This is a genomic window from Streptomyces diastatochromogenes (genome assembly GCF_002242805.1).
Classification (GTDB): Bacteria; Actinomycetota; Actinomycetes; order Streptomycetales; family Streptomycetaceae; genus Streptomyces; species Streptomyces diastatochromogenes.
Genome location: NZ_MCGQ01000034.1, coordinates 163,101 through 182,491 on the forward strand (window position 1 = coordinate 163,101; position 19,391 = coordinate 182,491).

At 70.5% G+C, this 19,391-nt stretch carries 17 protein-coding genes; 11 read left to right on the forward strand and 6 right to left on the reverse strand.

Going from position 1 to position 19,391, the window contains the following annotated elements; genetic code table 11:
* Nucleotides 1–37 precede the first annotated feature (37 nt).
* On the reverse strand, nt 38–232 hold the full coding sequence (locus BEK98_RS33840) for a hypothetical protein (RefSeq protein ID WP_094220554.1): 195 nt from the start codon (nt 230–232) through the stop codon (nt 38–40).
* Nucleotides 233–801: 569 nt separating this feature from the next.
* Between BEK98_RS33840 and BEK98_RS33845 the strand changes: the two genes are divergently transcribed.
* The 8 genes from BEK98_RS33845 (at nt 802) to BEK98_RS33880 (ending at nt 11,337) form a co-directional block, all read left to right on the forward strand.
* Nucleotides 802–4,551: a sensor histidine kinase gene (locus BEK98_RS33845; protein WP_094220555.1), complete on the forward strand. Its 3,750-nt coding sequence runs from the start codon at nt 802–804 to the stop codon at nt 4,549–4,551.
* A gap of 9 nt (nt 4,552–4,560) precedes the next feature.
* On the forward strand, nt 4,561–4,974 hold the full coding sequence (locus BEK98_RS33850; protein WP_003973453.1) for a roadblock/LC7 domain-containing protein: 414 nt from the start codon (nt 4,561–4,563) through the stop codon (nt 4,972–4,974).
* A 112-nt stretch (nt 4,975–5,086) separates the two neighbouring features.
* The gene (locus tag BEK98_RS33855) at nt 5,087–5,485 is read left to right on the forward strand and encodes a DUF742 domain-containing protein (RefSeq protein ID WP_019058642.1); all 399 of its coding nucleotides are present in this window, start codon (nt 5,087–5,089) and stop codon (nt 5,483–5,485) included.
* Complete coding sequence (locus BEK98_RS33860) at nt 5,466–6,041, forward strand: GTP-binding protein (RefSeq protein ID WP_067301226.1); 576 nt, start codon at nt 5,466–5,468, stop codon at nt 6,039–6,041. The genes BEK98_RS33855 and BEK98_RS33860 overlap by 20 nt, the downstream gene beginning before the upstream one ends.
* 377 nt (nt 6,042–6,418) lie before the next feature.
* Nucleotides 6,419–9,685 (forward strand): sensor histidine kinase, encoded by a 3,267-nt coding sequence (locus BEK98_RS33865; RefSeq protein WP_208643307.1) that lies wholly within the window; start codon nt 6,419–6,421, stop codon nt 9,683–9,685.
* A gap of 10 nt (nt 9,686–9,695) precedes the next feature.
* A complete protein-coding gene (locus BEK98_RS33870) occupies nt 9,696–10,109 on the forward strand; it encodes a roadblock/LC7 domain-containing protein (protein ID WP_003993185.1) in 414 nt (137 codons plus the stop codon).
* 96 nt (nt 10,110–10,205) lie between these two features.
* A complete protein-coding gene (locus BEK98_RS33875; protein WP_094220557.1) occupies nt 10,206–10,775 on the forward strand; it encodes a DUF742 domain-containing protein in 570 nt (189 codons plus the stop codon).
* A complete protein-coding gene (locus BEK98_RS33880) occupies nt 10,756–11,337 on the forward strand; it encodes a GTP-binding protein (RefSeq protein WP_071369867.1) in 582 nt (193 codons plus the stop codon). The genes BEK98_RS33875 and BEK98_RS33880 overlap by 20 nt, the downstream gene beginning before the upstream one ends.
* Before the next feature lie 151 nt (nt 11,338–11,488).
* Here BEK98_RS33880 and BEK98_RS33885 read toward each other — a convergent pair whose 3' ends face one another.
* The 4 genes from BEK98_RS33885 to BEK98_RS33900 form a co-directional block, all read right to left on the reverse strand.
* Nucleotides 11,489–11,683 (reverse strand): acyl-CoA carboxylase subunit epsilon, encoded by a 195-nt coding sequence (locus tag BEK98_RS33885; RefSeq protein WP_094220558.1) that lies wholly within the window; start codon nt 11,681–11,683, stop codon nt 11,489–11,491.
* Nucleotides 11,684–11,740: 57 nt separating this feature from the next.
* Complete coding sequence (locus BEK98_RS33890; protein ID WP_094220559.1) at nt 11,741–13,336, reverse strand: acyl-CoA carboxylase subunit beta; 1,596 nt, start codon at nt 13,334–13,336, stop codon at nt 11,741–11,743.
* A 154-nt stretch (nt 13,337–13,490) separates the two neighbouring features.
* Nucleotides 13,491–15,809 (reverse strand): polysaccharide lyase 8 family protein, encoded by a 2,319-nt coding sequence (locus BEK98_RS33895; RefSeq protein WP_094220560.1) that lies wholly within the window; start codon nt 15,807–15,809, stop codon nt 13,491–13,493.
* A gap of 29 nt (nt 15,810–15,838) precedes the next feature.
* Complete coding sequence (locus BEK98_RS33900; protein ID WP_094220675.1) at nt 15,839–16,336, reverse strand: hypothetical protein; 498 nt, start codon at nt 16,334–16,336, stop codon at nt 15,839–15,841.
* A gap of 286 nt (nt 16,337–16,622) precedes the next feature.
* Here BEK98_RS33900 and BEK98_RS33905 point away from each other — a divergent pair, with 286 nt between their 5' ends.
* The 3 genes from BEK98_RS33905 to BEK98_RS33915 all read left to right on the forward strand — a co-directional run bounded on the left by BEK98_RS33905 (nt 16,623) and on the right by BEK98_RS33915 (nt 17,934).
* Nucleotides 16,623–17,231 carry a YceI family protein gene (locus BEK98_RS33905; RefSeq protein WP_094220561.1) on the forward strand — a complete coding sequence of 203 codons (609 nt, stop codon included), beginning with the start codon at nt 16,623–16,625 and terminating at the stop codon, nt 17,229–17,231.
* A 239-nt stretch (nt 17,232–17,470) separates the two neighbouring features.
* On the forward strand, nt 17,471–17,707 hold the full coding sequence (locus BEK98_RS33910; RefSeq protein WP_094220562.1) for a hypothetical protein: 237 nt from the start codon (nt 17,471–17,473) through the stop codon (nt 17,705–17,707).
* A 47-nt stretch (nt 17,708–17,754) separates the two neighbouring features.
* Nucleotides 17,755–17,934 carry a helix-turn-helix domain-containing protein gene (locus BEK98_RS33915; protein ID WP_094220563.1) on the forward strand — a complete coding sequence of 60 codons (180 nt, stop codon included), beginning with the start codon at nt 17,755–17,757 and terminating at the stop codon, nt 17,932–17,934.
* 58 nt (nt 17,935–17,992) lie between these two features.
* Here the strand turns inward: BEK98_RS33915 and BEK98_RS33920 are convergent, their stop codons facing one another.
* Entirely contained in the window at nt 17,993–19,357 is a 1,365-nt protein-coding gene (locus BEK98_RS33920) for a hypothetical protein (protein WP_094220564.1), read from the reverse strand.
* Nucleotides 19,358–19,391: the final 34 nt, after the last annotated feature.

The window sequence follows — 19,391 nt, forward strand, 5'->3', positions numbered from 1 at the left end:
GGGCCGCGCTCCACGTGCGTGTGCGGTGCCCGCTCGGCTACTCGCCGGCCATGGCCGCCGCCGCCACCGGGACCTCCATGAGAACCGTGCGCCTGGGGTTCGCCGTCTGGGCGGGGAGGTCGACGGGGTGCTCCGGCAGCTCGGGCGTCTGCAGTTCGTCGGCGTCCTCGAGGTGCGCCAGAGTCGTGCGCCGCGGGTTGGCTATGTTGCGGAACATCATCGTCGTCTTCACCGTTGTACGTCCTGTGGCTCGGGTCGAGTTGGCAGAGCTGCCCATCCTGTAAAGCGTCAGGCTAAACATCCGATTCCCTGCCACCGTCATGAACTCCCCATGATCTGCATGTGAGTTTGCTCACGAATCCATGGGCAAACCGGTCAATTCCGGCCGACAACTCTCCCCTGCGAAACGGACATTGACCCCCTGAAGCAATCATTCCGCTCCTGATCATGGCGACTGGGACACGTGACACCAGGGGGCTACTCGCACGGATACGCCCACTTTGGCCGGGATCGCGTTCCACAGCTGGTGACTCGGGCCTCACAGCCCGTCACGTAGGTCACAGCTCGGGACACGGCCCTTGTTGGAGATCCGGCACTGTGCTGGAATTCCACGGACCGCCGCGGGATCGAGCCGGCGCGCAAGGGGCGCAACAGCAGCGCCGGGTGGCGGCGAGATAGGGGGGAACCTGCGCCGGTCACTCCAGACCACTCGGAGGGTGCATTCAGGGCGCTCTCCGATACGCCGACACCGTGTCCCTCCGTTCACGCGGAGGGGTGCCTGGTCCAGAGGTTGCGACGCTAGTGCAGGGACGTTTCAAGAGGGATGGCAGCGCTTCGGCGGAGCCGGAGGCGCACGGCGGGACCGACCGCGGCTCATCGCCCCAGCACGCCCAGATCCCGGGCCCGGCCCCGTCCGGAGACGGCGGTGAGCGCCCCGGGCGCCTCGGCGCGTCCTCCTCACCGGGCGCCGCGAAGACCGGGAACCCCACCCCGGCCGTGAAGCCCCCCAAGGGACCCACCGGCCCCGGTTCGCGCATGGCCCTGCGCAACTGGCGCATCTCCACGCGTCTGGTGTCGCTGCTCGCGCTCCCCGTGGTGGCGGCCACCTCGCTGGGCGCGCTGCGTATCGACCAGAACATCACCGACATCCAGCAGCTCGACAACATGAAGCTGCTGACGGAGATGACCAAGCAGGCCACCGAGCTGGCCCAGGCGCTCCAGGACGAGCGTGACCTGTCCGCCGGTCCCCTGTCGCACGGTCTGAAGGCGACCGACTACCAGATCAAGGGCGACCAGGAAAAGACCGACCGGGCCCGCGAGAACTTCCTCAACGCCTCCGAGCAGATCGACGAGGCGAGCAAGAACGGCAACCTCCAGGGCGTCCGCGACACCCTGGTGAGCCTCGCCAACCAGCTCGACGACCTGGCCAAGATCCGCAAGAGCGCGTACCAGTCGAAGAACAACTCGACGCAGACCGTCGAGTCGTACCACCGGCTGATCACCCAGCTGATCGACCTCTCCCAGGCCATGGCCGAGGCGTCCAGCAACCCCGAGATGATCACGCGCACCCGCGCCCTGGCGGCCTTCTCCTCCGCCAAGGAGTACGCGTCCGTGCAGCGTGCCGTCATCGCCGCGGCGCTGACCTCCAGCGGCGACACCAAGGGCAAGCTCTCCGCGAACGACCGCCTGTACGGCGAGTCGGCGTACGCGAGCGAGAACTCCGAGATCGCGATCTTCCGGAAGATCTACAGCAGCCAGAACCCGGACGAACTCCTCAAGCCGATCGAGGAGAACAACCCGATCATTCAGGCCGCCGACCTGTACGCCAAGCGGACCCTCGAGTCCCCCACCGGCCTCGACGGTCTGCCGCCGCGCTCGTACCGCGACTGGGTGGACGACAGCTCCACCAAGATCGACCAGATGAAGAAGATCGAGCACACGCTGCTCGAGGACATGGAGCAGAAGGCCCGCGAGCTGCGCAGCGCCTCCGAGCGCGACGCGATCATCTCCGGTGCGCTGATCCTGATCGTCCTCGGCATCTCGCTCGTGGGCGCGTTCGTCGTGGCCCGGTCCATGATCCGCTCGCTGCGCCGCCTCCAGGAGACCGCCACCAAGGTCGCCCAGGACCGCCTGCCCGAGCTGGTCAAGCAGCTGTCCGAGGCCGACCCGCAGGACGTCGACACGTCCGTGGAGTCGGTCGGTGTGCACTCCCGGGACGAGATCGGCCAGGTGGCCGCGGCCTTCGACGACGTGCACCGCGAGGCGGTCCGCCTCGCCGCCGAGCAGGCCCTTCTCCGGGGCAACGTCAACGCGATGTTCACCAACCTCTCGCGCCGCTCCCAGGGTCTGATCCAGCGCCAGCTGTCGCTGATCTCCGAGCTGGAGTCCCGCGAGGCCGACCCGGACCAGCTGTCCTCGCTGTTCAAGCTCGACCACCTCGCGACGCGTATGCGCCGTAACGGTGAAAACCTCCTCGTCCTCGCCGGTGAAGAGCCCGGCCGGCGCTGGACCCGCCCGGTCCCGCTGGTCGACGTGCTCCGCGCCGCCGCGTCCGAGGTGGAGCAGTACGAGCGCATCGAGCTGGCCGCGGTCCCGACCACCGAGGTCGCCGGCCGCGTGGTCAACGACCTCGTGCACCTCCTCGCCGAGCTGCTCGAGAACGCCACCTCCTTCTCCTCGCCGCAGACCAAGGTGAAGGTCACCGGTCACGCGCTGCCCGACGGCCGTGTGCTGATCGAGATCCACGACACCGGTATCGGCCTCTCCCCCGAGGACCTCGCGGCGATCAACGAGCGGCTCGCCTCGCCGCCCACCGTGGACGTCTCGGTGTCCCGCCGCATGGGTCTGTTCGTGGTCGGTCGTCTGTCCCAGCGCCACGGCATCCGCATCCAGCTGCGCCCCTCCGACTCCGGTGGTACGACCGCGCTGGTCATGCTCCCCGTCGACGTCGCCCAGGGTGGCAAGAAGCCCGCTCCGGGCAAGCCCGGCGCCCCCGCGCCGACCGGTGGTCCGGCCGCCGCGCAGGCCGCGGCCGGTGCTGCCGCCGCCCGCCGCAACAACGGCGGCAACGGCCAGGGCGGCGCCCTCGGCGGTGCCCCGTCCGGCGGCGGACTCCTCGGCGCCGGTCCCGCCCCGCGCGGCCAGGTCGGCTCCGCCCAGGGTCCCCGGGCCGCGCTGCCTGGCACCGGCCAGGGCGGCCGTCCCGGTGCGCCGGGTGGAGCGCCGCGTGGTCCGCAGGGTCCGGGTGCGCCGCAGCAGGGCCGGCCGGCCCCGGCCGGTGCGGGTGCGGGCGGCTTCGGCGGTCCGGGTGCCGCGCAGGGCTCGCAGTCCGCGGGCTTCGGCGGCTCGCAGCAGGACGCCTTCGGTGGCCGTGGTCCGGCGCAGCCGCGCGGTGGCGCGGGCGCTTCCGACCAGGGCCGTCAGCCGCAGCTGCCGCCGCGCGGCGGTCCGCGGGCCGAGCTGCCCGGCACCAACCCGCCCTCGCGCACCCCGGACTGGAGCGACAACGCCCAGGCTCCGCTGTCGCGCGCCTCGCTGGACGCCCCGCGCGGCCATGACGAGCAGGACCCGTCGCAGACCGCGCGCATGCCGCGCGTCGACGACCGGCAGGGCCCGGGCTCGACCTCGGAGATACCCCGTATCGACGCGCAGGGCCCGGCCGCCACGGGCGAGTTCCCCCGTCCGGAGTTCGGCGCGAACGGCTCCACGGGCCAGTTCCCGCGTGCGGACCTGAACGGCGCGAGCAGCTCGACCGGACAGTTCCAGCGTCCCGGTACCCAGCAGGGCACCGGCCAGTACGGCCAGCAGGACACCAGCGGCGGGTTCGTCCGCTCCGACGTGTTCGGCACGTCGGCGCCCGGACAGCAGGACCCGCAGAGCACCGGCCAGTTCGCGGCCCCGCAGGCCTACAACACCGGCTTCGACGCCGGTTCCACCGGCCAGCACGCGCTGCCCGGCCGCCCGGGCCAGGGGCCGGCGAACACCGGCCAGTTCGAGCGGCCGCAGCAGGGCAACCGCGGCGACTTCGGTGCCGCGCGCCCGCCGGCCGCGCCGCGTCCGCCCCGCCGGGAGCCGGAGGCGCTGCCGCCGGCCAGCGGTCCGGTCGACGGTCGTACCCCGCTGTACGACACGCTGGAGACCAACTGGTTCCACGGCAACCAGCAGGGGCAGCAGGACAACCCCCCGGCGCCGGCTCCCGCACCGCAGCAGCAGGCGCCCGCGCCCGCTCCGCAGCGTGCTCCCTCCGCCTCCGCCACCGGCTCCTGGCGCACCTCGCCCAACGACGAACTCGTCCGTCAGGCGGAGCGCGTACGGCAGCCCGCGGCGGGCGGCATCACCACCTCCGGCCTGCCGCGCCGGGTGCCCCGGGCGAACCTCGTCCCGGGCACGGCTCAGCAGCAACAGCACCAAGCCGGTCCGCAGGTCTCGCGTGCGCCTGACGACGTACGCGGCCGGCTGACCAATCTCCGTCGGGGCATCGCACAGGGTCGCCAGGCCGGCAACGGCCAGACCGGCAGCTACCCGAGCCCCACTCACCAGCAGGAGCGTTAGTTGAGTCCGATGAGCCAGGCGGCACAGAACCTGAACTGGTTGATCACCAACTTCGTGGACAACACCCCCGGGGTGTCGCACACGGTGGTGGTCTCCGCCGACGGCCTTCTGCTGGCGATGTCCGAAGGCTTCCCGCGCGACCGCGCCGACCAGCTCGCGGCCGTCGCCTCCGGGTTGACCTCCCTCACGGCCGGGGCGTCCCGGATCTTCGAGGGCGGCAACGTGGCACAGACGGTCGTCGAGATGGAGCGCGGTTTCCTTTTCCTGATGTCCGTCTCGGACGGGTCGTCCCTCGCGGTTCTGGCCCACCCTGAGTGCGACATCGGCCTCGTCGGCTACGAGATGGCACTGCTCGTCGACCGCGCGGGTGCGGTACTCACCCCGGACCTGCGCGCCGAACTCCAGGGCAGTCTGCTCCACTGACCCGCCCCGGCACCACCCACCTCACGAAAACACCGTCCGGCCGACACAATCCCCCCACCGGCCCCATTCAGACGGCTTGACTGACCGACTTGCTGTCCCGCCCGGAGGATTCATGACCCCGCCCACCGCCTCTCATGATCCGTACGCGGAGCCGTACGGGGACGAGGGCGACCAGCCGCTGGTACGTCCGTACGCGATGACCGGTGGCCGGACCCGGCCGCGCTATCAGCTCGCCATCGAGGCGCTGATCAGCACCACGGCCGACCCGGCAGCGCTCATGGGACTGCTCCCGGAGCACCAGCGCATCTGCCACCTGTGCCGCGAGGTCAAGTCGGTCGCGGAGGTGTCGGCGCTGCTGGCCATGCCGCTCGGCGTGGCCCGGATCCTGGTGGCCGACCTCGCCGAGGCCGGCCTGGTCGCCATCCACCAGCCGGGTGGCGACGAGAACAACGGTGGCGCTCCTGACGTGACGCTGCTCGAAAGGGTGCTCAGTGGACTTCGCAAGCTCTGACGCGGGCCGGGCCACCACCTCGGCGAAGATCGTGGTGGCGGGCGGCTTCGGCGTGGGCAAGACCACGTTCGTCGGTGCCGTCTCGGAGATCAACCCGCTGCGCACGGAGGCCGTCATGACGTCCGCCTCGGCGGGCATCGACGACCTGACCCACACCGGGGACAAGACCACCACCACGGTGGCGATGGACTTCGGCCGTATCACCCTGGACCAGGACCTGATCCTGTACCTGTTCGGTACGCCCGGTCAGGACCGCTTCTGGTTCATGTGGGACGACCTGGTGCGCGGCGCGATCGGCGCGGTGGTGCTCGTGGACACCCGGCGCCTCGCGGACTGCTTCCCGGCCGTGGACTACTTCGAGAACAGCGGCCTGCCGTTCGTCATCGCCCTCAACGGCTTCGACGGCCAGCAGCCGTACACCCCCGACGAAGTGCGCGAAGCCCTGCAGATCGGGCCGGACGCACCGATCATCACGACGGACGCCCGCCACCGCGCGGACGCCAAGTCGGCGCTGATCACGCTGGTGGAGCACGCCCTGATGGCCCGCCTGCGGTAGCACCCAAATACGACGTGCCGTACGGCAGTTGTCGTAAACCCCTCGGAGCCGACTGTGGCCTTTGACACGGTCGGCTCCGGTGTTCATAACAGTTCGGCAGAGGAATCCCCCGGGATCACCACGCGACGCGGTCGAGCGGTACCGCTGCGCTCACGAAGGCCCCGCCTTTTGGCGGGGCTCGCTCTTTATGACCGTTTTATCTGGGGCTTACAACCGCCCCACTTGGGGGTTTCCGCTGTTTGGAAGAGCACTGGTTCACATGCTCAAATGCCTGAACTGCCCAATAGTCAAAGACGTACCTAGTGGTCGATGACGAACGGGGCTCTGAGAGACTGCGGCACGACGAAGGTGCCGACCGCCGAGAGGTTGTTGGTCGAGTGAGGCGAAGCAAGAACGGTCCCGAGCCGTCGGCGCGGGGCAACTTCACCCCGCCGCCGCGCGCTGCGGCGCCCACCCCTGTGCCCGGTTCGGAGCCGGCGGCCACTCCCGCGAAGAGCGGCGGCCGTTTCTCCCCGCGCAACTGGCGCGTGCCGACCCGGCTGAACGCGATTCTGCTCATACCCGTGGCGGTGGGTCTCGTCATGGGCGGCTTCCAGGTGAAGAGCTCGATCAACACCTGGCAGGAGGCCCAGGACGCGGAGAACACCGCCCGTCTGGTGCGTGCCGCCCTCACCTATGCCGACGCCCTCGAGAACGAGCGTGACGTCACCGCGGCCCCGCTGCTGCTGAACAAGAAGGACGCCACGAGCAAGGCGATCGTCGACGGCGCCCGCAAGGCGACCGACCAGGCCGCCGACTCCTTCGACGCGGCCGCGCAGAACATGCCGGACAAGTCCGGTCTGCAGCGCCGTCTGCTGCAGTTCCGCAAGGCGGAGACCAAGCTGGCGAAGCTGCGCCAGGTCGCGTACAAGACCCCCGGCGTGCAGACCGAAGAGGGCTACATCGGGGTCAGCCACCCCCTGATGGAGTTCGCCAACGAACTCGGTCTGGGCACCGGCAACATCACCTCCTACGGCCGTACCGTCTACGCCATCTCGCTGACCAAGGCGGCGCTGTCGCTGGAGCGGTCGATCGGCACGCATCTGCTGGTCAACCCCGGCCCGGACGCCCCGAACCTGGCGACCCAGCGGGTTTCCCTGTCCTCGTACGCCTACCTGGAGCGCATCGCTCTGGAGGAGTACATCGGCGGTGGCACCGACGCCGACGCGCAGAAGCTGGCCGACGCGCAGGCGAAGATGAAGACGGACGGGGCCGCCATGGCCGCGGCGGCCAAGGCGAAGAACCCGAAGTACGTCGCCCCGCCGTCCGACCCGTCCAAGATGGTCGGGGCGCTCGTCACCATGAAGGACACCAGCGCGCTCACCCGTGACCAGCTGGCGGCGGGTGGCGTCACCGCCCAGAACTGGTGGGCGGTCAACACGCTCAAGTACAAGGCCTACCGCCAGATCGAGTCGGATCTCTCCGACAAGGCGGTGAACGAGGCCTCCAGCATCGCCGACGACGCCAAGACCTCCGCGATCATCACCGGTGCCGTGGTCGTCGTGGCCCTGCTCCTCGCCTTCATCCTGGCCGGTGCCGTGGCCCGCCAGATGAGCCGCTCGATGCGCCAGCTGCGCAACGCCGCCTTCGGTATCGCCGAGCAGCGCCTGCCGATGCTGGTCGACCAGCTCTCGCGCACCGACCCCGGCCGCGTCGACACCCGCGTCGCCCCGATCCCGATCAACTCGACCGACGAGATCGGCGAGGTCGCCCGCGCCTTCGACCAGGTCCACCGCGAGGCCGTCCGGCTCGCCGCCGAGCAGGCCCTGCTGCGGGGCAACATCAACGCGATCTTCACCAACCTCTCGCGCCGCAACCAGTCGCTGATCGAGGGCCAGCTGACCCTGATCACCGACCTGGAGAACAACGAGGCCGACCCGGACCAGCTGGAGAACCTCTTCCGCCTGGACCACCTCGCGACCCGTATGCGCCGCAACGGCGAGAACCTCCTGGTCCTCGCCGGCGAGGAGCCCGGCCGCCGCTGGGACCAGCCGGTCCCGCTGGTCGACGTCCTGCGCGCCGCCTCCTCCGAGGTGGAGCAGTACGAGCGCATCGAGCTGTCCGGCGTCCCGGAGGCCGAGATCCACGGCCGTGCCGTGACCGACCTCGTGCACCTGCTCGCCGAGCTGCTGGAGAACGCCACGACGTTCTCCTCCCCGCAGACCAAGGTTCGCGTGACCGCCACCCGTCTCCCCGACGGTCGGGTCATGATCGAGATCCACGACAAGGGCATCGGCCTGACCGCCGAGGACTTCGCGGACATCAACCACAAGCTGGCCAACCCGCCGACCGTGGACGCCGCGATCTCGCAGCGCATGGGCCTCTTCGTGGTCGGCCGGCTGTCCGACCGGCACGGCATCCGCGTCCAGCTGCGCCCCTCGGGCGAGCAGGCCGGTACGACCTCCCTGGTCATGCTGCCGGACGCGATCACGCACGGTGGTGGCGGCGAGGTGCCGCTGGACCGCGAGGAGTTCACGGTCTCCCAGATCATCCCGGAGCAGCAGTTCCAGGGTGAGAGCTTCGGTCAGGTGGCGGCGCCGCCGATGCGCACCGCAGCCGAGCTGGGCTTCGACGACAGCCGCTACTCCGAGGTCCCCGACGACATCCGCGACCTGGACCCCGTCGGCCGCTCCCTGATGCGCGAGGAGCGCCGGGCGGCCCTGGAGTCCCAGGGCCACGGCCAGCCGCACGAGACCCCCGAACAGCCCGGGTTCCGGAGCGAGTTCGACGCGCAGCAGGGCTACGACGGCAGCAGCACGGGCTACACCGAGCAGCCGGCGTACCAGGAGCAGCCGCAGCAGGCGTACCAGGAGCAGACGTACGAGGAGCCGTACGAGAAGTCGTACGACGACCAGTACTACGCGCCGAACGGCGGTCTGCCGCAGAACGACGGCTTCGCCTCGAACGGCGCCGGCTACCCCGAGCCCGCGTATGCGGAGCCCGCTCAGGAAGAGCCCGCGCCCGCGCACGCCTCCGCGTCCGACGGATTCGGCTCCTACGAGAGCCCGTCCTACCAGGACGACTGGCCGCAGCAGCCGCAGCAGGACGGCTACCAGAACGGCTACCCGGCCCAGTACGCTCCGGAAGCGGAATCCGCACAGGCCGGTGACGCAGAGCAGCGGAACCGCGTAGGCTTCGACCGTCCGGGAACGGCTTCTCCCGCCTCCCACCAGCTGACCGACGCCGGGCTGCCCCGCCGTGGATCCACCCCGAGCGGCTCCAACGGTTCGAGCGCCGCGGGCGGCACGGCACACGTGCAGCAGGAAGCGCCGGCTCCCGCACCCGGGAACTCCCCGGGGCAGAACGGCGACAGCGGCTGGCGTTCGGCGAACGACGAGCGCTGGCAGCAGGCCTCGCAGCTCCGGAAGCCCAAGGCAGGCGGGGTCACCGCCTCCGGCCTGCCGCGGCGGGTACCCAAGGCCAACCTGGTCGAGGGCACCGCCGAGAGCACCCCTCAGGGAGGCCCACAGGTCTCCCGCGCCCCGGAGGACGTCCGGGGCAGGCTGAGCAACCTGCGTCGAGGCGTCCAGCGCGGACGCAACGCGGGCAGTGAAACGAACGGCCAGGGCTTCGGCCCTGACAGCACCTACAACCAGGAGCGTTAGTGTGAGCCCGATGAGCCAGGCGGCACAGAACCTGAACTGGTTGATCACCAACTTCGTGGACAACACCCCGGGGGTGTCCCACACGGTGGTGGTCTCCGCCGACGGACTCCTTCTGGCGATGTCCGAAGGCTTTCCCCGCGACCGCGCCGATCAGCTCGCGGCCGTCGCATCCGGTCTGACGTCGCTGACGGCAGGCGCCTCCCGGATCTTCGAAGGGGGCGCCGTGAATCAGACGGTTGTGGAGATGGAGCGGGGATTCCTGTTCATCATGTCCGTATCCGACGGTTCGTCACTGGCGGTTCTGGCCCACCCGGAGGCGGACATCGGCCTCATCGGGTACGAGATGGCACTTCTGGTGGACCGCGCGGGCACGGTCCTCACCCCGGATCTCCGCGCGGAACTCCAGGGAAGCCTTCTCAACTAACAGACGAACGGTGCGTATACGTGTCCCGGGGCCGTAAGGTTTCGGGACGCGGCTCCACAGGGATGGGTGCCCGGCACGGTCGGAGGAGGAGAGAAAGTGGCAACACCCCCAGGCGGTTCGAATACGGGCAACTGGTCGTACGGCCCTGCCCAGGGCCAGGGCGACGGTTCCGCGAACCGGTACAACTTCCCCTCCGCCCCGAGCCACCGGCAGCCGTACGCGCCGCAGGGCCCCGGCCCGTCGCCGTACGACCAGCCGCCGGCCCCGCGTATCCAGCCGGTACAGCCCCAGCGCCGCCCCGAGCCGGCGCCGGCCACGGCTGCCAACAACCCCCTGGTGCGTCCGTACGCCATGACCGGCGGCCGGACCCGCCCGCGCTACCAGCTCGCCATCGAGGCACTGGTGCACACCACCGCCGCTCCGCACCAGATGCAGGGCCAGCTGCCCGAGCATCAGCGGATCTGCAACCTGTGCCGGGAGATCAAGTCGGTGGCCGAGATCTCGGCCCTGCTCACGATCCCCCTCGGCGTGGCCAGGATCCTCGTCGCCGACTTGGCGGAGGCGGGCCTGGTCGCCATCCATCAGCCCGGCGGCGACGAGAACGCCGGTGGCCAGCCAGACGTGACACTGCTCGAAAGGGTGCTCAGTGGACTTCGCAAGCTCTAGCGGCGGTCCTTCCCGCTCCACCACCTCCGCGAAGATTGTGGTGGCGGGCGGCTTCGGCGTGGGCAAGACCACGTTCGTCGGTGCCGTCTCGGAGATCAACCCGCTGCGCACAGAGGCCGTGATGACGTCCGCGTCTGCCGGCATCGACGACCTCACCCACACCGGGGACAAGACGACCACCACGGTCGCCATGGACTTCGGCCGTATCACCCTGGACCAGGACCTGATCCTGTACCTGTTCGGTACGCCCGGTCAGGACCGCTTCTGGTTCATGTGGGACGACCTGGTGCGCGGCGCCATCGGCGCGATCGTCCTGGTCGACACCCGCCGCCTGGCCGACTGCTTCCCCGCGGTCGACTACTTCGAGAACAGCGGGCTGCCGTTCGTCATCGCCCTCAACGGCTTCGACGGCAACCAGCCGTACCAGCCGGACGAGGTCCGCGAGGCCCTGCAGATCGGCCCCGACACCCCGATCATCACGACCGACGCCCGCCACCGCGCGGACGCCAAGTCGGCGCTGATCACGCTCGTGGAGCACGCTCTGATGGCGCGCCTGCGCTAGCTCGACCCAGCTCTTCCGAAGGGGCCCTCTCCGCATGGAGAGGGCCCCTTCGTCGTACGACGGTCATACAACGGTCGTACGGCGTCGGCAGACACACCACAGCCCCGCCCTCCCGAAGGAGAGGCGGGGCTGTGGTCACGCGCAAAAAGACTCAGTGCCAGCTGTGCGGTGCCCGGAAGCCGGGCTCGCGCTCCAGGCGGCGCCAGCCGGCCTTGGCACGGCCTCGGTGGGTCTGGGCCGAAGGCGCCGGCTGGGCGGCCGCACGGGCCAGGAGGACGGCCGTGATGGCGGCGACTTCCTCGGGCTCGGCGTGGCCCTTCTCGACGCGGATGTCAGGCGTGTTCATGGATGTAAGTCTCCGTGAGAGAGAGGTCCGCGGGGTTGCCGCGGCGGGTCCGCTCGGTTACTGCGGGGGGTTGCCGTGCTTACGGGAGGGCAGGTCGGCGTGCTTGGACTGCAGCATCGCCAGGGACTTGACCAGGACCTCGCGGGTCTCGGCGGGGTCGATGACGTCGTCCACCAGGCCGCGCTCCGCCGCGTAGTACGGGTGCATCAGCTCGGCCTTGTACTCCTTGACCATCTTCTGCCGCATGGCCTCGGGGTCCTCGGCCTCGGCGATCTGGCGGCGGAAGATGACGTTGGCGGCGCCCTCGGCGCCCATCACGGCGATCTCGTTGGTGGGCCAGGCGTAGGTGAGGTCGGCGCCGATCGACTGGGAGTCCATGACGATGTAGGCACCTCCGTACGCCTTGCGCAGGATGAGCGAAATCCTCGGCACGGTCGCGTTGCAGTAGGCGTACAGCAGCTTCGCGCCGTGACGGATGATTCCGCCGTGCTCCTGGTCGACACCGGGGAGGAAGCCCGGTACGTCCAGGAAAGTCACGATCGGGACATTGAAAGCGTCACACATCTGGACAAAGCGCGCAGCTTTTTCACTCGCCTCGATGTCCAGGACGCCGGCCAGCACCTGGGGCTGGTTGGCGACGATGCCGACCACCTGACCGTCCAGGCGGGCCAGCGCGCAGATGATGTTCCGCGCCCAGCGCTCGTGGACCTCCAGGTACTCGCCGTCGTCGACGATCTCCTCGATGACCTTGGCCATGTCGTACGGCCGGTTGCCATCGGCCGGGACCAGGTCGAGAAGGACGTCGCTGCGGCGGTCCACCGGGTCACCGGACTCGGCCCGGGGCGGGTTCTCGCGGTTGTTCTGCGGGAGGAGCGAGAGGAGGTAGCGCACCTCGGCGATGCAGGTCTCCTCGTCGTCGTACGCGAAGTGACAGACACCGCTCGTCTCGGCGTGCACGTCCGCGCCGCCCAGGCCGTTCTGGGTGATCTCCTCGCCCGTCACCGCCTTGACCACGTCCGGGCCGGTGATGAACATCTGCGAGGTCTCGCGGACCATGAACACGAAGTCCGTCAGGGCGGGCGAGTAGGCCGCGCCGCCCGCGCACGGGCCCAGCATCACGGAGATCTGCGGGATGACACCCGAGGCCTTGGTGTTGCGCTGGAAGATGCCGCCGTAGCCGGCGAGGGCCGAGACGCCCTCCTGGATGCGGGCGCCGGCGCCGTCGTTCAGGGAGACCAGCGGTGCACCGGCCGCGATGGCCATGTCCATGATCTTGTGGATCTTGGTGGCGTGGGCCTCGCCCAGCGCACCGCCGAAGATCCGGAAGTCATGGGCGTAGACGAAGACCGTGCGGCCCTCGACCGTGCCCCAGCCGGTGATGACACCGTCGGTGTACGGCTTCTTCGCCTCCAGGCCGAAACCGGTCGCCCGGTGCCGGCGCAGCTGCTCGACCTCCTGGAAGGAACCCGGGTCCAGGAGCAGCTCGATGCGCTCCCGCGCCGTCAGCTTGCCCTTGGCGTGCTGCGCCTCGGTCGCCTTCTCGCTGGGGCCTGCCACGGCCTGCGCACGGATCTCGTGCAGCTCGGCGACCCGTCCGCGCGCGTCCGTCGGCTCGCCGGTCGGCTCACCCGTCGTCTCTTCCAAAACGGTCATGTAGCGACCTTACGAAGGACACCAAGGAAAGCGAGCCGTCGACTCCGTACAGTCTCCGGCCCGTTTTCCTGGTGCCACTGAACAGAACCACAGCAGCATGCAGCCGTTCCGACTGCTCAGGGGGCGTCGGCGTTGTAGGGAGGCCACAAAGGCATCACCTGAGAGCCACCTCACATTCGTGGGTGGAACATGCCATCCCTGGAGTGACGCGGAGCCTCAGACGGCGTCCCGCCGAGAGGACTTCCACGGCCTCGTCGGTCCGTACGACCGAGCGCACGGGGTGGTCCCAGACGATCTCCAGCGGTGCGCCCGTGCGGGGCGGCTCGCTGACACAGAGGGTAGCGGTCCGGCCCCGGCGCCGGACCAGCAGGCTCGCGCCCGCGGAGGCGGTCAGGGCATCCACCGTACCGGCCTCCCACAGGTTGGCGGCGGTCAGGCCGAGCGCGGGCACGGCGACGGCCTGGCGGCGGGCGTCGTTGGCGAGGACGCACAGCCAGTGACGGTCGGCGGCCCGGGCGGCGACCTCGCCGCGGGAGGCACCCGGCAGCAGGACGTACAGGTACGTGGCGTCGGCGGGGTCGGTGCCGTGGTCGAGCCAGAGGGTCTGCCAGCGGCGGGTGCGCCGCTCGTCCGTGCTGGTGGTGTTGATGTCGGACCAGGCGCCGGTGCGGTCCTCGCGGAGGGTGCGCAGCTCGCCGCCGCAGGGCAGGATCCAGCCGCCGTGGCCCTCCAGATGGGCCCAGCCGGGGCCGTGGACGAGGGTCTGGGTGCCGTTCTCGCCGAGGTTGCGGTTGTCCACGACCGTCTCGACGGGGACGCCGTCGGCGCAGGTGATCCCGGCGCCCAGGCAGACGACGGCGTCGGCGAGGAAGAACCAGGACTTGCGGGCCTCCAGCGTCGATCCGAGCCCCTTGAGGTGCTGGCCCACGGCCGCGTACGCGCCGTCGGTCGCACCGCCGACCCAGCGGACGTCCGGCTTGGGGGCGCCCCACTCACCGCCGGCCCGGTCGGCCAGACGCCTGGTCGACACGGTGGTGCCGGGAAGCCGGTACCAGTCCACGGTCGGCCAGAACCAGTCTGTGTACTGGTCGGACCGGTCACCGCGCCCGGCCGGCCACCAGGAGAGCATGCCGGAGCCCGTGTGCCAGCCACGCGGGTTCTCGCCGTTGCCGCACTCGTAGTGCGCGATGCGGTCGGAGGCCATGGAGAGCGCGGCGGTGAAGCGGGGGCGGCGGTGGACGGCCCGGTCCATGGCCGGAAAGAGGCGGTGCCCGACGGGTTCCGGGCTCGCGGGTACGGCCGCGTCGGCGACGGCGTGCAACCGGGCGAGGTCGGCGACCCCGAACTGACCCGCCGTCAGGATCGGTGTCACGGTGTCTCGTTGGATCCAGCCCTTGATCCGGCCGTACCACCGCTCCCGCTCCGCCTCGCTCGCGCCGCCGGCGAGCAGGGTGACGGCCGCGATCAGGGCCTGGCCGTGGTAGTGGTCACTACGCATGAGGTGCAGGTCGTCGCCGCGCAGGTAACCCCGGCTGATGGCACGGCCGTTGACGCAGTCCATCACCAACCCGTCGTGGATCAGGGGCGCGTAGGCGTGCTCGACGCTGTCCAGGACGTTCTGCCGGGCCGGGTCGGTGACCTCCCAGGGCGACCCGGCGAGCAGGGCGAACAGCCGCCCGAGGCCGTCGAGCAGCACCTGGCCGTACGTGCCGGAGTAGGCGACCCAGGTGTGCTGGACGAAGGAGCCGTCGGCGTAGAGACCGTCGCCCCGGGTGACGTACGGGAAGACCGGTGACAGGGCGTCCCGGGCGAGCGCGACACGGCCGCCGTCCCGGCCCAGGATGCCGCGCAGGGCGACGGATCGGCACAGGTCGACGCGGTTGGCGCCGGTGGAGGTGCCGGAGTACTCGGTGAGCATCGCGTCCGGGATGAAGTGGTCGACGGCCGCGCAGGCCGCCGCGACACGGGCAGCGCCGAGGTGGTCGTACAGGGCGGCCGTGAGGTCCATGAGGAGGCGGGGGCTGCCGATCTGCCATTCCCACCAGTTGCCGTAGCGGGTGGTGGCCGGGTTGTAGACCGTGGCGGAGAGGTGGTCGAGGCCGCGGAGCAGGTCGACGAGGAGGGTGTCGTCGCCGGTGGAGCCGGTGCCGGGCTGGACGTAGGCCTGGGCCATGGTCCACAGGCGGCCGTAGCTGAAGGTGATGCCGGTGGGCGGGTCGAAGGGGTGGCCGGGCCAGAGGGAGGCGGGGGCGGGGGCCATGGTGGCCCGGAAGTCCCGGGCCAGTTCCCCGAGTTGGGCGAGCCGGGAGGCGTACGGCTCGACGGCCGGGTCGTATCCGGTGCCGAGGGCGAGGTCGAGCCAGCGGCGGCGGAGGGGGTCGTAGGGGTCGGCGGCGGGTGCCGCACGGGCCGGGGGTGCCGGGGTGGCGGTGAGGGCGGCGGCCAGCAGCAACGCGCGTCGGGTCATGCCCATATGGCTGGTCACCACCCTCCTCCCCCGGCTCAGCAGCCGCCGCAGTTGTAGTAGAGGACGTCCCAGTGGTTGCCCTCGTCGGCGTAGATGTTGCCGGAGCCGGACTTGTACTGCGGGGCGCCGTCGCCGCGCAGGCCGATATAGGTGAAGTTGTTCTTGATGTACGACGTGACGCAGGTGTTCTTGCCGTAGTCGAGCTTGTAGCCGTTCCAGTGGGAGTAGGTGCCGGAGGCGTGGCCGGTCTCGGTGCCGCCTGTGATGTTCAAGGCGCAGCCACTGGCCCGCTTGAGGGTCTGGGCGCCCTGCGCGGTGGCGAGGTTGAGCTGCTCGAAGGACGTGCAGGTGGAGTTGTTCCGGTCGGAGCAGTTGCCCGAGGAGGACCAGGTGATGCCGACGTCGCGGAACATCTGGGTGGCGGTCGCGTGGCTGATCTTGGTGACGGCGAAGGCGTCGGTGGCGGTACCGACGACGGCGACGCCGGGGGCGACGACGAGGGCGAGCGCGGTCAGGACGGAGCGGACCTTCATGGCCTTCGTGACCTTCGTGGCCTTCATGGGGACCCTTCCTGCGGATGGCCGTGCTTCCTGAGGGGCGGCTGTGCAGGTGGTGCACGCAGATGGTGCCCGAGCCCTTCGCGCGTTCGCCAGAGGGCGCACACGGTGACTCCCGGTTACCGTGAAAACACGATGCGGATGATGTTGAAAACCGAACGGAATAGGTCTACGGTCGGAGTCGTTGGATTCGTTGAACGTTAAACAGAACGCCCCCGCGGCCTCGGCACCGCCGACCGCGCCCGTCCCCAAGGAGCACGTCATGGGCATTTTCGGCCGTAAGGAAAGCACCCCCGCCCCCGCCTCGGCGCCCGCCGCCGTCAGCCCCGACCTGGCCGCGCTGACCGGTGAGTACACGCTCGACCCCGCGCACACCACGATCGGCTTCGTGGCGCGCCACGCGATGGTCACCAACGTCAAGGGCAGCTTCCAGGACTTCACCGGCTCCCTGCACCTGGACGGCACGGACCCCGCCAAGTCCACCGCTACCATCGACGTCCAGATGGAGAGCGTCGACACCGGCAACGCCGACCGTGACGGCCACCTGAAGTCCTCGGACTTCTTCAAGACCGACGAGTTCCCGGCGATGACCTTCCGCTCCACCAAGGCGGAGGCCCTGGGCGGCGACGACTACCGCATCACCGGCGACCTCTCCATCCTCGGCGAGACCAAGCCGATCACCATCGACCTGGAGTTCAACGGCGCCGCGAAGGACCCCTTCGGCAACGAGCGCGTCGGCTTCGAGGGCAAGACCGAGATCCTGCGCTCCGAGTGGGGCCTGACCTGGAACGCGGCGCTGGAGACCGGCGGCTTCCTGGTCTCCGACAAGATCAAGCTGGTCTTCGACATCTCGGCGATCAAGAACGCGTGAACCTCCGGCGGCCGAGCCGGTCCCAAGACTTCCGCACCCTGAACGCGCCCGCCCTCCACTCCCCCGAAAAGGGAGGGCGGGCGTTCGCCTGTGCGTGCCAGGATGGCGCGATGACATCGTCCTCCGGGCAGTACGAACAGACCGACTGGGTCCACCTCGCCTCGTACGAGAATGTGCCGGGGCGGCCCCACCCCGGTCGTTTCCTCCTCGGTTGACTGCGTGACCGCGGCATCGACTGGATGCCGTTCGAAGCGGAAGAGATACGGATCGACCTCATGTGCCGCATCGCCGAGGACGGGCACTGGCACGGCACGCTCGGCCTGAACGTGGACGCCCAGGCGCTGTGGCGGCTCGGGCTCCATCCCGACCAGCCCACTTCCGTCGTCAACGGCCCTTCCCCGCCCGCCTGGTGGCACACCGCCGGAGAGCGTTACGCCTCCCGTCACGCCGTACGCCGTCGCCACGACGGCCGCTGAACCAGCAGCAGGAACCAGGACGCGCCGACGGACAGGGCAGCGCCGCCATGGATCACCTTTCCGATGGGCTGATCGTGCGGGAGACGGGCACGGTGGACCGGCGTCAGTCCGTGCTCATGCTCACCGAGTCGGGGCGGCGGGCGCTGGAGCGGGACGCCTGGCTGGCCGAGGCGCTCGGGACGCTCGGTGGGACCGAGCGGGGGTGCCGGCGCTGGCCGCGGCGGTGAGGGAGCGGCTGGGCACGACCGACGTTCCCGTGCGCCCGGGCTGATGCTCCGCCGCGTCTCAGAAGCCCCCGCCGAAGTCCCCGCCCCCGCCCCCGTCGAAGCCCCCTCCGTCGCCGAAGCCGCCGCCGAAGTCCCCGGGGTCGAAGTCCGCGCCGGACATGTCGCCGCCCTCGTAGCCGCCGCTGCCGAAGTCCCCGCCGCCGAAGTCGCCGTACCCGGTGCCGTAGTCGGCCGCGTACGACGGCGTGGCCATCACGCTGCCGAGCAGGGTGCCGACGAGCAGGCCGGGCAGGATGCCGCCGCCGAAGTAGCCGCCGGCCCAGGGGCCGTAGGCCGGGCCCGCGTCCCAGTAGGGGCGGCGGCCGTAGTCGGTGTCGACCTCGCGGATCACCGGGTCGCGGCCGTCGGCCAGACGGGTGGCGTCGGCCGCGCAGACCGGGACCTCGCGGGGGGAGCCGCCGGGCGGGGTCCAGGCGGCGTCGGTGACCGAGGGACCGTGCCGGGGGTCGAAGAAGCAGGGCGGGCGGCGCTCCGGCAGGGGGCGGCCCTCGCGGCGGGCGGCCAGTTGGGCCAGGGAGAAGCGGCCGTCCTCCAGGGCCTCGGTGACGGCGCGGACATCCTCGGGTTTCCGCGCGTCGGCCATGTACTGCTTGGCTTTGTCGTAGGCGTCCAGGGCCCGTTCGTAGTCCCCGCGCTTGGCGTCGTCGGCGCCCGCCTCGGCCGGGTGGAAGTCCAGCCGGTCGAGTTCCTCGCCGAAGGCGGTGATGTCCTCGTCGACGACCACCCGCAGGCGGTCCAGGGCGGCCCGCTGCTCCTCGGCGTGGCGGCGGCGGTTGCGGCGGACCAGGGTGTAGGCGCCCGCGCCTCCGGCCACCAGCACCGCGGCCGTGATGATCAGTGCCGTGGTGGACACTCCGCCGGCCGAGCTGGAGGAGCCCCAGGACGCGGGGGCGTGGCCGCCCATGTTGGTGAGGGCGCGGTCGGTGAAGTCGGTGAGCTGGGTCTTGGCGCTCTCCCCCTGGACGCTGGTGACGAGGTTCCGCACCGCGCTGTGCGGGAGGACCGAGGAGTCGGCGCGGGCGTCGAAGCGGTCGCCGAGCCGGATGGCGTACAGGCCGGTGACGCCGGTGGCCGTGCGCAGGTCGGTGAAGACGTTCCGGGTGGGGTAGCCGGCCGGCAGGACCGCGATGAACAGGGGTTTGTTCGCGGCCTTGATCTGTTTGGCGAGGGTGTCGGCGTCCCCGGCGGACAGCTGGGCGGAGGCCGCCGGGTCGACGTAGACCGGGTTCTTGCGGAGGGCCTCGGCGATGGTGGAGACGCTGGTGGCCGCCATCGCGCCAGGGGTCAGCACGGTCACGATCACCAGGGTGAGGGCGGCCAGCAGGAGCGCTGGGAGGCTTCGGGTCCGCGGGACGGCCTTCATCCTTCGAAGCTACCCGAAGCCTCCCAAAAGTGGG